Here is a 13,414-nt window from a genome sequence, read left to right on the forward strand (position 1 = left end):
CGGCCTAGCTGGAAGCAAAGATGTTCAAAAGTTCGACCACAGCCATTCCCGAAGCGCTTGCCGTGCCGCGCCACATCGCCATCATCATGGATGGCAATGGCCGCTGGGCCACCAAGCGCCTGCTGCCGCGGGTCGCCGGCCACGTCAAGGGCGTGGAAGCGGTGCGCGGCGTCGTCGAGGCCTGCGTCGAGCGCGGCGTCGAATACCTGACGCTGTTCGCCTTTTCGTCGGAAAACTGGCGCCGTCCGGCCGAGGAAGTCTCGCTGCTCATGAAGCTGTTCGTCACCGCGCTCGAGCGCGAAGTGTCGAAAATGCACGCGAATAACATCCGCCTGAAGGTCGTGGGCGACCTGAGCCGCTTCGACCCGAAGCTGCAGGAAATGATCAGCGCGGCCGAGCGCCGCACAGCCAACAATACCCGCCTCACGGTCAGCGTGTGCGCCAACTACGGCGGCCGCTGGGATATCATGCAGGCAACAAGCAAGATGGTGGCGGCCCATCCGGGCGTCACCGAGTACACCGAAGAGATGCTGGCGCCGCACCTGGCCATGGCCTATGCGCCCGAACCCGACCTGTTCATCCGGACCGGCGGCGAAGAGCGCATTTCGAACTTCCTGCTGTGGCAGCTGGCGTATTCCGAGCTCTACTTCACGCAAACCTACTGGCCTGATTTCTCGAAGGCGTCGCTGGACGAGGCGATTACTTCCTTCCAGCAGCGCGAACGCCGCTTCGGCCAGACCGGCGACCAGGTGGCGCAGAAGACCAAGGCATAAGACAGACGCACAAGACGGACGCAAAAGACCAATAATGCTCAAAACCCGGATCATCACCGCGCTCGCACTGCTGGCAGTCCTGCTGCCGGTCCTGTACTTCAACAACTACACGGCGTTCGCGGTGGTCGCCTCGGTATTCTTCGGGGCGGCGATCTGGGAGTGCTTCCGCCTGTTCAACCCGGGCACCAGCAAGGCGCCGCTGATCGCCGCTTTCTGGACCGCGGCCTTCGTCTACGCCTTCTTCATCTCGCCGAGCCCGAATCCCGTGTTCTGGTTCGCGATCAGCGTGCTGGTGTGGGTGCTGCGCTTCGCACCCTCGCTCAAGCTCGGCCTGCCGCCGCTGAACAGCACTGCCAACACCTTCCTGAGCCTGGTCTATGCCATCTCCGTGGTGGGCTGCTTTGCCGCCATCGTCGAGATGTACCGCTTGTCGCCGCTCTACCTGCTGTCGGTGATGGCCATCGTCTGGGCCGCCGACATCTTCGCCTACTTCTCGGGCAAGGCCTTCGGCAAGCGCAAGCTGGCGCCATCGATCTCGCCGGGCAAATCCTGGGAAGGCGCGATCGGCGGCGGCATCGCCGTACTGGTGCTGGCCACGCTCAGCATCCTGTTCGGCGGCGAGGCCATGCTCGGCACCTTCGCCGCGCGCGTCCAGGCTGTCCTCGGCTGGGCCGTCCTCTACGCGGTGCTCATCCTCATCGTCGCCGCCAGCGTGGTCGGCGACCTGTTCGAATCCCAGCTCAAGCGCCGCGCCGGCATGAAGGACAGCAGCAACCTGCTGCCCGGCCACGGCGGCGTGCTGGACCGCGTGGACGCACTCGTCCCGGTCCTGCCACTGGCGGCCCTGATCGGGGCCTGGCTGTAAAAGGAAGCACACCATGCAAAGCATTACCGTCCTGGGCGCCACCGGCTCGATCGGCGCCTCGACCCTCGACGTACTCGCGCGCCATCCGGACCGCTACCGCGTCCACGCCCTGAGCGCGCACGGCCGCGTCGACGAACTGGCCGAGGCCTGCCGCCGTTTCAAGCCGGCGCGCGCCGTGGTCGGCTCGGCGGACGCCGCCGCGCGCCTGGCCCAGCTGCTGGTTGGCCTGGACATCCAGGTCGACCATGGCGAAGCGGCGCTGTGCGAGATCGCCTCCACTAGCGACACCGACACGGTGATGGCCGCCATCGTCGGCGCCGCCGGCCTGGCGCCGACGCTGGCCGCCGCCCGCGCCGGCAAGAAGGTCCTGCTGGCCAACAAGGAAGCCCTGGTCATGTCCGGCCAGCTGTTCATGGACGCGGTGCGCGAGCACCATGCGACCCTGCTGCCGATCGACAGCGAGCACAATGCGATCTTCCAGTCGCTGCCCGCCACCTATGCGCGCGACCCTCAGCGTGCGGGCGTGGCCAAGATCCTGCTGACCGCGTCCGGCGGGCCTTTCCTGAAGCGCGCCGTCGAGACCCTGGAAGCGGTCACGCCGGACGAGGCCTGCAAGCACCCGAACTGGGTCATGGGCCGCAAGATCTCGGTCGACTCGGCCACCATGATGAACAAGGGCCTGGAAGTGATCGAGGCCCACTGGCTGTTCGGCGCCCCGGCCGAACAGATCGAGGTCGTGATCCATCCGCAAAGCGTGATCCACTCGATGGTGTCGTACACAGACGGCTCGGTGCTGGCGCAACTCGGTAACCCAGACATGCGCACCCCGATCGCGCACGCGCTGGCCTTCCCCGAGCGCATCGCCTCGGGCGTGGCCCAGCTCGACCTGACCGACATGGCCGCGCTGCAGTTCTACAAGCCGGACTTCGAGCGCTTCCCCTGCCTGGCGCTGGCCTTTGACGCGCTGCGCGCGGGCGGCACCGCCCCGAGCCTGCTGAACGCCGCCAATGAGGTCGCGGTGCAGTCCTTCCTCGAACGCGAGATCGGCTTCCGCGACATCGACCGCGTGATCGCGCAGGTGATGCAAGACCTGCCGCACGGCCCGGCGTCCTCGATCGAGGCCGTGCTGGAGCAGGACGCGCTCGCCCGCCAAGCTGCGCACGCCGTGATCGCCCGCCTGCGGGGCTGAGCCATGAGCCTGATCTATACCGTGCTGGCCTTCGCGCTGGCCCTCGGTCCCCTGATCGTCCTGCACGAACTGGGGCACTACCTGGTCGCGCGCGCCTGCGGCGTGAAGGTGCTGCGCTTCTCGATCGGCATGGGCCGCGTGGTCTGGTCGCGCCGTTTCGGCAAGGACCAGACCGAATGGGCGATCTCGATGCTGCCGCTGGGCGGCTACGTCAAGATGCTCGATAGCCGCGACCCCGAGACCGCGCCCAAGGACGAATCCGAACTGCACCGCGAGTTCACCCGCCAGAGCGTGTGGCGCCGCATCGCCATCGTCGCGGCCGGCCCGATCGCCAACTTCATCGTCGCCATCGGCCTGATGGCGGTCCTGTTCATGCACGGCGTCGAGGAACCCTCGGCACGCCTGCGCGCCGCGCCCCAGGGCTCGAGCGCCCAGATCGCCGGCGTGCGCGGCGGCGACACCGTGGTGGCCGTGAACGGCAACCCGGTGCAGTCCTGGTCCGAGCTGCGCTGGCAGATCATCCATGCCACCGTCGACAAGCGCGAGCTGCGCATGGCCCTGCGCGGGCAGGGTGGCGGCAGCTATGCGGCGACCATTCCCGCCGAACGGATCGCGCAGCTCGATGTCGAAGGCGACGTCACCACGGCCCTGGGCCTGGACCTGTGGCGCGCGCGCGCCCGTATCGAAAAGGTGCTGCCGGGCGGGGCAGGGGAACGCGCCGGCCTGCAGCCGGGCGACCTGGTGCTGCGCGCCGACGGCAAGCCGGTGGTGGACGGCATGGCCTTCACCGAGACCATGCGCGCGGCCAGCGGCCGCACCGTGCAGCTCGAGGTCGAACGCGCCGGCCGCGTCGTGCCGCTGGCGGTCACGCCCGAGAAGGACGCGGCCAGCGGCCGCGGCATGGCCAAGGTGCTGCTCTCGCAGCCGGTCGAGATGGTGACCGTGCGTTCCGGACCGCTCGAGGCGCTGGCCAGGGGCGCCGAACGCACCTGGGAAACCAGTGTCATGACGATCAAGATGATCGGCAAGATGATTACCGGCGAGGCGTCGTGGAAGAACGTGACCGGCCCGATCACGATCGCCGACTATGCCGGGCAGACCGCGCGCATCGGTCTGGCCACTTATCTGCAGTTCATTGCATTTATTAGTATTAGCTTAGGCGTAATGAATTTGTTACCAATTCCGGTTCTGGATGGGGGCCATTTACTGTATTATTCGCTGGAAGTTTTGACCGGGCGCCCCCTGCCTGCGCGAGTCGGAGAGTTCGCACAGCGCTTCGGAGTCGGCCTGCTGTTCATGCTGATGGCGCTCGCCGTCTTCAATGACCTGGTGCGGTTGCTTTAGAAAGCTCGTCAAGCGGCCCGACGCACCGGCTAAAACAATATGTACGTTGTCCAATGACTTTGATCCAGCCAATGAATTCACAACCTGATCGTTTTGCCCTGCCGTTCATCCGTCGCAGCATGATTGGCGCAGCCGTGCTGGCTCTCTGCGCCAGCAATGCCTTCGCAGTCAACCCGTTCGTCGTCAAGGACATCCGGGTCGAAGGCATCCAGCGGACGGAAGCGGGCACCGTGTTCAGCTACCTGCCGGTGCGCGTGGGCGAAACCTTCGACGATGCCAAGGCGACCACCGCCATCAAGGCCCTGTTCGCCACCGGCTTCTTCAAGGACATCCGCCTGGAAGAAGAAAACGGCGTGCTGGTCGTGCTGGTCGAGGAACGCCCGGCGATCTCCTCGGTGGACTTCACCGGCACTAAGGAATTCGAAAAGGACATGCTGGTCAAGGCCCTGCGCGAAATCGGCGTGGGCGAGACCAAGATCTTCGATAAGGCCGCGGTCGACCGCGCCGAGCAGGAGCTCAAGCGCCAGTACCTGTCGCACGGCCTGTACGGCGTGAAGATCACCACCACCGTCACCCCGATCGAACGCAACCGCGTGACGATCATGTTCAACGTCGACGAGGGCGACGTGGCGAAGATCCGCCAGATCACCTTTGTGGGCAACAAGGCCTTCAGCGACAAGCGCCTGCAGGAAGTCCTGCAGCTGTCGAAGTCGGGCTGGTTCACCTGGTATTCCAAGGCCGACCAGTACTCCAAGCAGAAGCTGACCGGCGACCTGGAAGCGATCAAGTCCCTGTACCTGAATAACGGCTACCTGGAAGCCAACGTCGAATCGACCCAGGTGTCGATCACGCCGGACAAGCGCGACATCTACCTCACCATCAACATCACCGAAGGCGAGCAGTACACCGTCTCGGGCGTGAAGCTGGAAGGCGAGATGTTCGGCCGCGAGGAAGAGCTGAAGAAGCTGATCCTTCTGCAGCCGGGCAAAACCTACTCGGGCGAACTGCAGGAAGCGACCAACAAGCTGATCGCCGACCGCCTCGGCACCTTCGGCTACGCATTTGCCAACGTCACCGCCAACCCGGAGATCAACCGCGACAAGCGCGAAGCCTCCTTCACCTTCTTCATCGATCCGGGCAAGCGCGCCTACGTGCGCCACATGAACATCTCGGGTAACACGGTCACCCGCGACGAAGTCATCCGCCGCGAGTTCCGCCAGTTCGAAAGCTCGTGGTACGACGCCAACCGCGTCAAGCTCTCGCGCGACCGCGTCGACCGCCTCGGCTACTTCAAGGACGTGAAGGTCGAGACCCCGGAGTCGCCGGGCACCAGCGACCAGGTGGACGTCAACATCTCGGTCGAAGAAAAGCCGACCGGTAACTTCATGATCGGCGGCGCCTTCTCGCAGTCGGAGAAATTCACCTTCACCGCCTCGGTCTCGCAGGCCAACTTCGCCGGCAGCGGCAATACCGTCGGCATCGAGGTCAATACCAGCAAGTACAACCGCACGATCGCGGTCTCGCAGACCAATCCGTACTTCACCGACGACGGCATCTCGCGCTCGTTCCAGATGTACCACCGCAATTCGCGTCCGCTGTACGGCTACGGCACCTACTCGACGCGCCAGACCGGCGGCAACCTGACCTTCGGCGTGCCGTTCTCGGAAAGCGATACCGTGTACTTCGGCGCCGGCCTGGAACGCACCCAGATCGAGACCGACGAGAACAGCCCCTTCCTGTACCTCGAGTTCGTGCGCCAGAACGGCGGCGCTGCCAGCGGCATCGGCCGCGCCAGCACCTCCGCGATCCCGCTGACCGCGGCCTGGGGCCGCGACACCCGCGACAGCGCGGTCACGCCGACCCGCGGCCGCTACCAGCGCGCCAACCTCGAGATCGACGCGATCGGCGACCTGAAATACTACCGCGCCGTGTACGAGCAGCAGTGGTATCGCCCGCTGACCTCCTGGATGACGCTGGCCCTGCGCGGCGAGTTCGACTACGGCAAAGGCATCGGCGGCGACCGCTACCCGGTCTTCAAGAACTTCTACGCGGGCGGCATCGGTTCGGTGCGCGGCTACGAAAGCTCGACCCTGGGCGTGGTGGACGAGGCCTACGGCTACGCGATCGGCGGCTCCAAGCGTCTCATCGGCAACGCCGAGCTGCAATTCCCGTTCCCGGGCAGCGGCAAGGACCGCAGCCTGCGCTGGTTTGCCTTCGTCGACGGCGGCCAGGTCTACCAGGAGAAGGAAAAGATCCGCCTCGACCGCATGCGCTACTCGGCCGGTATCGGGCTGTCGTGGATTTCCCCGGTGGGTCCGCTCAAGTTGAGTTATGCTAAGCCTTTGAACAGCCTGCCGGGCGACCGACTGGAGCGCTTCCAGTTCCAGATGGGTACCGGCTTCTGACAGGCCAGACGGCGCCTGCGCCTCGCGCAGGCCGCCAGAATTGCGGAGAAAGATGTTGAAAACGCTGATAGCCAACCTGCCTCGGACCCTGATCCTGGCCGCGCTGTGCGCAGCGCCGCTGGCGCCGGCGCACGCCCAGGCCCAGCCGGGCGCGGGCCGGATCGGTTTTGTCGCCACCGAGCGCCTGATGACCGAGTCGAAAATGGCGAAGACGGCCGATGCCCGCATCGAGGCCGAATTCTCGAAGCGCCAGAAGCTCGTCGAGGAAACCGTCACCAAACTCAAGCAGATGTCCGAGAAGTTCGACAAGGAGGCGCCCGGCCTGACCGACATCGACCGCACCCGCCGTGCGCGCGAACTGCTGAACATGGAAAAGGACGTGCAGCGCATGCAGCGCGAGTTCCAGGAAGACCTCATGCAGCGCAAGAACGAAGAGCGCGCCGCGATCGCGACGCGTGCCTACAAGATCATCGAGCAGGTGGCCGAGCAGGACAAGCTCGACGCCGTGCTGGCCGAAGCCGCATGGTACAGCCCGCGCATCGACATCACCGACAAGATCCTGAAGCTGCTCGACAAGTGATACGTCCACGGACGGCGCAGCACCAGACTTTGAGAAGCACCACATCTTGACTGACACCCGACACACCAACATCGGCATTCGACTCGGCGACCTGGTCGAACGCTTCGGCGGGCAGCTGGTCGGCGATCCAGGCATCACCGTCAGCGCCATTGCGCCCCTCGACAGCGCCGGCCCCGAGCACATCAGCTTCCTCAGCAACAGCAAGCTGCGCGCCCTGGCGGCGCAAAGCGGGGCTGCGTCCCTGATCCTGTCGCCGCTGGACGATCCGAGCGTGGCCGCGACCTACGAGGGCGCGCGCATCGTCACCACCAACCCGTACGCCTATTTCGCCCGCGCGGCGCAGTATTTCGTGTCGCTGTCCGAGACGCCGAAGGCGCCCGGCATCGACCCGAGCGCGGTCGTGTCGCCACAGGCAACGGTCGACCCGACCGCCCACGTCGGCCCGCACGTGACGGTGGAAAGCGGCGCCGTGATCGGCGCCCACGCCGTGATCGACGCCGGCTGCTTCGTCGGCCGCGACGCGCGCATCGGGGCGGACACGCACTTTTTCGCCAACGTCACCTTCCACGCAGGTTGCAGCATCGGCGCGCGCGGCATCGTCCATTCGGGCGCCGTGATCGGCACCGACGGCTTCGGCTTCGCCGTCGAAGCCGGCGTGTACATCAAGATCCCGCAGACCGGGCGCGTGGTGATCGGCGACGACGTCGACATCGGCGCCAATACCTGCATCGACCGCGGCGCCCTGGCCGACACGGTCATCGAGGACGGCGTCAAGCTCGACAACCAGATCCAGATCGGCCACAACTGCCACATCGGCGCCCATACCGCGATGGCGGGCTGCGTCGGCGTGGCCGGCAGCGCGAAGATCGGCAAGCACTGCACCTTCGGCGGCGCCGCCATGGTGCTGGGCCACCTTGAGATCGCCGACAACGTCCATATTTCGTCGGGCAGCATGGTGTCGCGCTCCGTGCTCGAGCCGGGGCAGTACACCGGCTTCTACCCGCTGGCCAAGAACGCCGAGTGGGAACGCAGCGCCGCCATCGTGCGCAACCTGGCCTCGATGCGCGAAAAGATCCGCACGCTCGAAAAAACCATCAAAACTCTCTCAGAACAACAATGAATACCGAAGTTCAAACGACCGCGAAGACGACCCTCGACATCAATGCGATCAAGGAATACCTGCCGCACCGCTATCCGCTGCTGCTGGTCGACCGCGTGCTCGACGTCGAGCTGGGCAAGCGCATTACCGCCATCAAGAACGTCACCGTCAACGAAGAATTCTTCAACGGCCACTTCCCGCACAAGCCGGTGATGCCGGGCGTCCTGATGATCGAAGCGATGGCGCAGACCGCCGCCATCCTGTCGTTCATGACCATGAACGTGAAGCCGGACGAGAATTCGGTCGTCTACTTCGTGGGCATCGACAACGCGCGCTTCAAGCGTCCGGTCGAGCCGGGCGACCAGCTCAAGATGGAAGTCGAGATCCTGCGCGTCTCGCGCGGCATCTGGAAATACAAGGCCGTCGCCAGCGTCGACGGCAAGGTGGCGGTCGAGGGTGAACTGATGTGCACCATCCGCGCCAACGACAACGCAGCGGCAGGGCAGTAACATGAGCAAGATTCATCCGAGCGCGATCGTCGACCCGAAGGCGGAGCTGGACAGCTCGGTCGAGGTCGGCCCGTACTCGATCATCGGTCCCGACGTGCGCATCGGCGCCGGCACGGTCGTCGGCCCGCACGTGGTCATCGAAGGCCATACGACGGTCGGCAAGGACAACAAATTCTTCCAGTTCTGCTCGATCGGCGCCGCGCCGCAGGACAAGAAGTGGAAGGGTGAGCCGACCCGCCTCGAGATCGGCGACGGCAACACCATCCGCGAATTCGTCACCATGAACCTGGGCACCACCCAGGACGAAGGCGTGACGCGCCTGGGCGACGACAACTGGATCTCGGCTTACGTCCACTTGGCGCACGACTGCCAGGTCGGCAGCCACACCATCTTCTCGAACAATGCGCAGCTGGCGGGCCATGTGCACGTGGGCGACCATGCGATCCTCTCCGGCTACTGCGGCGTGCACCAGTTCTGCAAGATCGGCGCACATGCCTTTATCGGCATGTACACCAGCCTGACGCAAGACGTGCCGCCCTTTGTGCTGGTGTCGGGTAACCCGGCCGGCCAGCGCGGCATCAACGTCGAAGGCCTCAAACGCCGCGGCTTCACGCGCGAGCAGATCGACGGCATCCGCGCCGCCTACAAGCAGCTGTACCGCTCGGGCCTGACGCTGGAAGAATCGAAGGCTGCGCTGCTCGAGCTGGAAGCCCAGCATGCGGCGGCAAGCGCCGACATCCGCGCCATGCGCGAATTCCTCGGGGTGGCTACCCGTGGCATTGTCCGCTGAGGTTTCGCTAGCGATGGTCGCCGGCGAGGTGTCCGGCGATATGCTCGCCGCCCGCCTCATGGCCGGCCTGCGCCCGCAGCTGCCCAATGTACGCTTCCACGGCATCGGCGGACCGCGCATGATGGAGCAGGGGATGGTGTCGGACCTGCCGATCGAGACCCTCACGGTGCGCGGCCTGTTCGAGATCATTCCGCGCTACCGCGAAATCAAGGGCATCCAGAACAGCCTGCGCGACCGCCTGCTGGCGGAACGCCCGGCGGCCTTTATCGGCGCCGACTACCCGGGCTTCAACCTCGGACTGGAAGAGCAGCTGCGCGCGCAGGGGATTCCGACCGTGCACTTCGTCAGCCCCCAGATCTGGGCCTGGCGCGGCGGGCGCATCAAGAAGATCAAGCGCGCCGTCTCCCACATGCTGGTGATCTTCCCCTTCGAGGAAGCGATCTACCGCGCGGCCGGGGTGCCGGTGACCTATATCGGGCATCCGCTGGCCGAAATGATCCCGCTGCAGCCCGACGTCGCTGCGGCGCGCGCGGCGCTCGGCATTGCGCACGATGCGCGCGTGGTCACGATCATGCCGGGCAGCCGCATGGGTGAGCTGAAGTACCTGGTCGAGCCTTTTGTGGCGGCTGCGAAACTGCTGGCCCAGCGCGATCCGAAGCTGGTGTTCGTCGCGCCGATGGCGGGCGAGCGCCAGCGTGCCTACTATACCGAGATCGTGAACAAGGCCGGCCTGGCCGACGTGCCGGTACGGCTGATCGATGGCCAGTCGCATGCGGCGATCGCGGCCGCCGACGCGGTGCTGGTGGCCTCGGGGACGGCGACGCTGGAAGTGGCGCTGTTCAAGAAGCCGATGGTGATCGCCTACAAGGTCATGCGCGCTTCCTGGGAAATCATGCGCCACATGGGCTACCAGCCCTGGATCGGCCTGCCGAACATCCTGGCGCGCGAATTCGTCGTTCCGGAGTATCTTCAGCATGCGGCCACGCCGCAGGCCCTGGCCGACGCGGTGCAGCGCCAGCTGGACGACCCGGCCGGGAACGAGGTGCTGGCGCGCCGCTTTACTGACATGCACCACAGCCTGCTGCGCAACAGCGCGGAGGCGAGCGCGGACGCAGTGCTCCGCGTGATAGGACGTAAGAAATGAGTAGAAAGAAGGTCAATTTTTACCCGGGACTCCCGCCACGCCTGCGGCCGTTCACCGACGCCGACATCGTGTGCGGCGTGGACGAGGCCGGCCGTGGCCCGCTGGCGGGACCGGTGTTCGCCGCCGCCGTGATCCTCGACCCGAAGCGCCCGATCGAGGGCCTGCGCGACTCCAAGAAACTGACCGAAGCGCGCCGCGACGAGCTGGCGCCGCTCATCAAGGAACATGCGCTGGCCTGGGCCATCGCCGAGTGCACCTGCGAAGAGATCGACACCCTGAACATCCTGCATGCGACCATGCTGGCGATGCGCCGCGCGGTGGAGGCTCTGCAGACCATGCCGACCATCGCCCTGATCGATGGCAACCGCTGTCCGCCGATGGAGATCAAGGCCCACGCCGTGGTCGAAGGCGACGACAAGGTGCACGCCATTTCGGCCGCCTCGATCCTGGCCAAGACCGCGCGCGACGCTGCGCTGGTGCAGCTGCACGCGCAGTATCCGCAATACTGCTTCGACCAGCACAAGGGCTACTCGACCGCGCTGCACCTGGAGCGCCTGCGCCTGCACGGCCCGTCGCCGGTACACCGCCGCTCGTTTGCGCCGGTGCGGGAGCTGCTGCAGCCGGACCTGTTCGCCGCCGCATGAAGAGCATCACCTCGCGCGACAACGCGTTCTACAAGGAGCTGAAAAGCCTTGCCACCAGCTCGCAGGCGCGCCGCAAGGCGGGTCGCAGCCTGCTGGACGGCGTCCACCTGTGCGAAAGCTGGCTCGAGCTGCGTGGCGCGCCCGAGCACTGCGTGGTGTCCGACGAAGCGCTGCACAACCCCGAAGTGGCCGCTATCGTCGCGCGCGTCGAGTCCCTGCATGCCCACGTGACCGCATTGCCTGAGGCCCTGTTCGGCGCCATCAGCCAGGTCGAGCACGGCGTGAACATCGTCTTCATCGTCGAATCCCCGACCCCTTCGAAAGCGCCCGGGCTGGTCGAATCGAGCGTGCTGCTCGACGGCGTGCAGGACCCAGGCAACGTCGGCTCGATCCTGCGCAGCGCCGCCGCCTCGGGCATCAAGCAGGTCTACTGCAGTCCCGGCACCGCCTTCTGCTGGTCGCCGAAAGTCCTGCGCGCCGCGATGGGCGCCCACTTCGTGCTCGACATTTTCGAGAACATCGAGCTGGCGCCGCTGGTGCGCGAGGCCAGGGTGCCGGTGCTGGCCACCAGCGGCTACGCCAGCGAGCAGCTGTACGCACTCGACCTGCGCCACCCGGTCGCCTGGGTGCTGGGCCATGAAGGGCAGGGTGTCTCGCGCGAACTGCTGGAGCTGGCCACGCACCGCGTCGCCGTCCCGCACGCGGGCAAGGTGGAGTCCCTGAACGTGGCCGCCTGCGCCGCCGTGTGCTTCTTCGAGGGGCTGCGCCAGGGGCAGCTGGCCGCTCGGCCATAGACGCCGGGCTGGCCTTCGGGTTAAGCTGCGTCTGACAGACTGGAGTAGAGATGGACATCGCGCATTTGCACTTCCTGGTGGCGGAAGCCGACGCTGCCCAGCGCAGGACGCTGGTGGAGCTGCTCGGCCAATTGGGCGCGAGCCGCGTCACCGACGTCCCAGACGGGCACCTGGCGCTGCAGCGCCTCGAAGCCGGCTTCACGCCGAAGGTGGACGTTGCGATCGTCGACCTGGCGCTGCCGGGCATGGACGGCCTCGAACTGATCCGCAGCGTGGGGTCGCTGCATGCAGCGACGGGGGCGGTCGTCGATGGCCTGCGCCTGATCGTCACCGGCGCCCAGCCGGCCGGCCTGCTGTTCTCGGTCGAGACCCTGGCCCAGGCCTATGGCGTCGAGCTGCTGGGCACCGTCGGCAAGCCGGTCACCGCCGCCAAGCTCAAACCCCTGCTCGACAACTACACCCCGCTCGTGCGCAGCAGCGAAGCTGCAGGCAGCCCGCGCTTCAGCTTCCAGGAAATCGGCATCGGCCTGCAGAAGCGCCAGTTCGAACCCTTCTTCCAGCCGAAGATCGAACTCGCCACCGGCCAGGTGAAAGGCCTGGAAGCCTTCGCCCGCTGGCGCCATCCAGAACACGGCGTGCTGGGTCCCGGCGCCTTCATCGACGCGCTGGAACAGAACAACCGGGTCGACTTCCTCGACTGGAGCATGATCGAGCTCTCGGCCGAGCGCTGTCGCTGGCTGCAGGACCAGGGCATCCCGGTCCCGATCTCGATCAACCTGGCGCCCGAGACCCTGGCCCATCCAGCCTTCGTGCGCCGGATCACGGCCTGCATCGGGCGCCACCGCATCCTGCCGGAATACCTGACCTTCGAGATGCCGGAATCCTCGGTCCTGAACACCGACCCCGAGTTCATCGAACGCCTGGTGCGCCTGCGCATGATGGGCTTCGGCCTGGCAATCGACGACTACGGCACGGGCAGATCGAACCTGCAGCTGCTGGCGCGCATCCCCTTCACCGAACTGAAGATCGACCGCAGCTTCGTCGACGGCGCCTCCAAGCGCCGCCCGCTGGGTACGGTGCTGCGTTCCTGCCTCGGCCTGGCCCACAGCCTCGACCGCATGTCGGTGGCCGTTGGCGTGGAAACCCGCCAGGACTGGGACTTCCTGCAAAACCTCGGCTGCACCTACGCGCAGGGCTACCATATCGCCAATCCCATGGAAGCGGCGGCCTTCCCCGGCTGGCTCGAAGACTGGCGGCACTTCTTCTAAGGGTGCCGTC

General features: G+C 66.1%; 13 protein-coding genes. All 13 read left to right on the forward strand.

Annotated elements, in window-relative coordinates; genetic code table 11:
• The first annotated feature begins 20 nt into the window (after window positions 1–20).
• The 13 genes from uppS to LK542_RS17190 all read left to right on the forward strand — a co-directional run bounded on the left by uppS (window position 21) and on the right by LK542_RS17190 (window position 13,404).
• The gene (gene uppS, locus LK542_RS17130) at window positions 21–773 is read left to right on the forward strand and encodes a polyprenyl diphosphate synthase (RefSeq protein ID WP_227802580.1); all 753 of its coding nucleotides are present in this window, start codon (window positions 21–23) and stop codon (window positions 771–773) included.
• Window positions 774–807: 34 nt separating this feature from the next.
• Window positions 808–1,638 carry a phosphatidate cytidylyltransferase gene (locus LK542_RS17135; RefSeq protein ID WP_227812824.1) on the forward strand — a complete coding sequence of 277 codons (831 nt, stop codon included), beginning with the start codon at window positions 808–810 and terminating at the stop codon, window positions 1,636–1,638.
• A 13-nt stretch (window positions 1,639–1,651) separates the two neighbouring features.
• Entirely contained in the window at window positions 1,652–2,827 is a 1,176-nt protein-coding gene (gene ispC / locus LK542_RS17140) for a 1-deoxy-D-xylulose-5-phosphate reductoisomerase (protein WP_227812825.1), read from the forward strand.
• A 3-nt stretch (window positions 2,828–2,830) separates the two neighbouring features.
• Complete coding sequence (gene rseP, locus LK542_RS17145) at window positions 2,831–4,171, forward strand: RIP metalloprotease RseP (protein WP_227812826.1); 1,341 nt, start codon at window positions 2,831–2,833, stop codon at window positions 4,169–4,171.
• Between the two features lie 71 nt (window positions 4,172–4,242).
• Complete coding sequence (bamA, locus tag LK542_RS17150; protein ID WP_227802576.1) at window positions 4,243–6,576, forward strand: outer membrane protein assembly factor BamA; 2,334 nt, start codon at window positions 4,243–4,245, stop codon at window positions 6,574–6,576.
• Window positions 6,577–6,628: 52 nt separating this feature from the next.
• The gene (locus LK542_RS17155) at window positions 6,629–7,156 is read left to right on the forward strand and encodes an OmpH family outer membrane protein (protein WP_227802575.1); all 528 of its coding nucleotides are present in this window, start codon (window positions 6,629–6,631) and stop codon (window positions 7,154–7,156) included.
• Window positions 7,157–7,226: 70 nt separating this feature from the next.
• The gene (gene lpxD / locus LK542_RS17160) at window positions 7,227–8,276 is read left to right on the forward strand and encodes a UDP-3-O-(3-hydroxymyristoyl)glucosamine N-acyltransferase (RefSeq protein WP_227812968.1); all 1,050 of its coding nucleotides are present in this window, start codon (window positions 7,227–7,229) and stop codon (window positions 8,274–8,276) included.
• A complete protein-coding gene (fabZ, locus tag LK542_RS17165; protein ID WP_227802574.1) occupies window positions 8,273–8,764 on the forward strand; it encodes a 3-hydroxyacyl-ACP dehydratase FabZ in 492 nt (163 codons plus the stop codon). Before lpxD ends, fabZ begins: the two co-directional genes overlap by 4 nt.
• Before the next feature lies 1 nt (window position 8,765).
• Window positions 8,766–9,554: an acyl-ACP--UDP-N-acetylglucosamine O-acyltransferase gene (gene lpxA, locus LK542_RS17170; RefSeq protein ID WP_227812827.1), complete on the forward strand. Its 789-nt coding sequence runs from the start codon at window positions 8,766–8,768 to the stop codon at window positions 9,552–9,554.
• A 13-nt stretch (window positions 9,555–9,567) separates the two neighbouring features.
• A complete protein-coding gene (lpxB, locus tag LK542_RS17175) occupies window positions 9,568–10,698 on the forward strand; it encodes a lipid-A-disaccharide synthase (RefSeq protein WP_227812969.1) in 1,131 nt (376 codons plus the stop codon).
• Window positions 10,695–11,342 (forward strand): ribonuclease HII, encoded by a 648-nt coding sequence (gene rnhB, locus LK542_RS17180; protein ID WP_227802572.1) that lies wholly within the window; start codon window positions 10,695–10,697, stop codon window positions 11,340–11,342. The genes lpxB and rnhB overlap by 4 nt, the downstream gene beginning before the upstream one ends.
• Window positions 11,339–12,136 carry an RNA methyltransferase gene (locus LK542_RS17185; RefSeq protein WP_227812828.1) on the forward strand — a complete coding sequence of 266 codons (798 nt, stop codon included), beginning with the start codon at window positions 11,339–11,341 and terminating at the stop codon, window positions 12,134–12,136. The genes rnhB and LK542_RS17185 overlap by 4 nt, the downstream gene beginning before the upstream one ends.
• A 50-nt stretch (window positions 12,137–12,186) precedes the next feature.
• Entirely contained in the window at window positions 12,187–13,404 is a 1,218-nt protein-coding gene (locus tag LK542_RS17190; RefSeq protein ID WP_227812829.1) for an EAL domain-containing protein, read from the forward strand.
• Window positions 13,405–13,414 lie beyond the last annotated feature (10 nt).

The organism is Massilia sp. IC2-477 (genome assembly GCF_020707265.1).
Lineage (GTDB): Bacteria > Pseudomonadota > Gammaproteobacteria > Burkholderiales > Burkholderiaceae_D > Telluria.

What these genes read in the sequence shown, in the direction of transcription:
- uppS (WP_227802580.1), top strand. Translation starts at nt 21, where the DNA reads ATGTTCAAAAGTTCGACCACAGCCATTCCCGAAGCGCTTGCCGTGCCG.
- LK542_RS17135 (WP_227812824.1), top strand. Translation starts at nt 808, where the DNA reads ATGCTCAAAACCCGGATCATCACCGCGCTCGCACTGCTGGCAGTCCTG.
- ispC (WP_227812825.1), top strand. Translation starts at nt 1,652, where the DNA reads ATGCAAAGCATTACCGTCCTGGGCGCCACCGGCTCGATCGGCGCCTCG.
- rseP (WP_227812826.1), top strand. Translation starts at nt 2,831, where the DNA reads ATGAGCCTGATCTATACCGTGCTGGCCTTCGCGCTGGCCCTCGGTCCC.
- bamA (WP_227802576.1), top strand. Translation starts at nt 4,243, where the DNA reads ATGAATTCACAACCTGATCGTTTTGCCCTGCCGTTCATCCGTCGCAGC.
- LK542_RS17155 (WP_227802575.1), top strand. Translation starts at nt 6,629, where the DNA reads ATGTTGAAAACGCTGATAGCCAACCTGCCTCGGACCCTGATCCTGGCC.
- fabZ (WP_227802574.1), top strand. Translation starts at nt 8,273, where the DNA reads ATGAATACCGAAGTTCAAACGACCGCGAAGACGACCCTCGACATCAAT.
- lpxA (WP_227812827.1), top strand. Translation starts at nt 8,766, where the DNA reads ATGAGCAAGATTCATCCGAGCGCGATCGTCGACCCGAAGGCGGAGCTG.
- lpxB (WP_227812969.1), top strand. Translation starts at nt 9,568, where the DNA reads ATGGTCGCCGGCGAGGTGTCCGGCGATATGCTCGCCGCCCGCCTCATG.
- rnhB (WP_227802572.1), top strand. Translation starts at nt 10,695, where the DNA reads ATGAGTAGAAAGAAGGTCAATTTTTACCCGGGACTCCCGCCACGCCTG.
- LK542_RS17185 (WP_227812828.1), top strand. Translation starts at nt 11,339, where the DNA reads ATGAAGAGCATCACCTCGCGCGACAACGCGTTCTACAAGGAGCTGAAA.
- LK542_RS17190 (WP_227812829.1), top strand. Translation starts at nt 12,187, where the DNA reads ATGGACATCGCGCATTTGCACTTCCTGGTGGCGGAAGCCGACGCTGCC.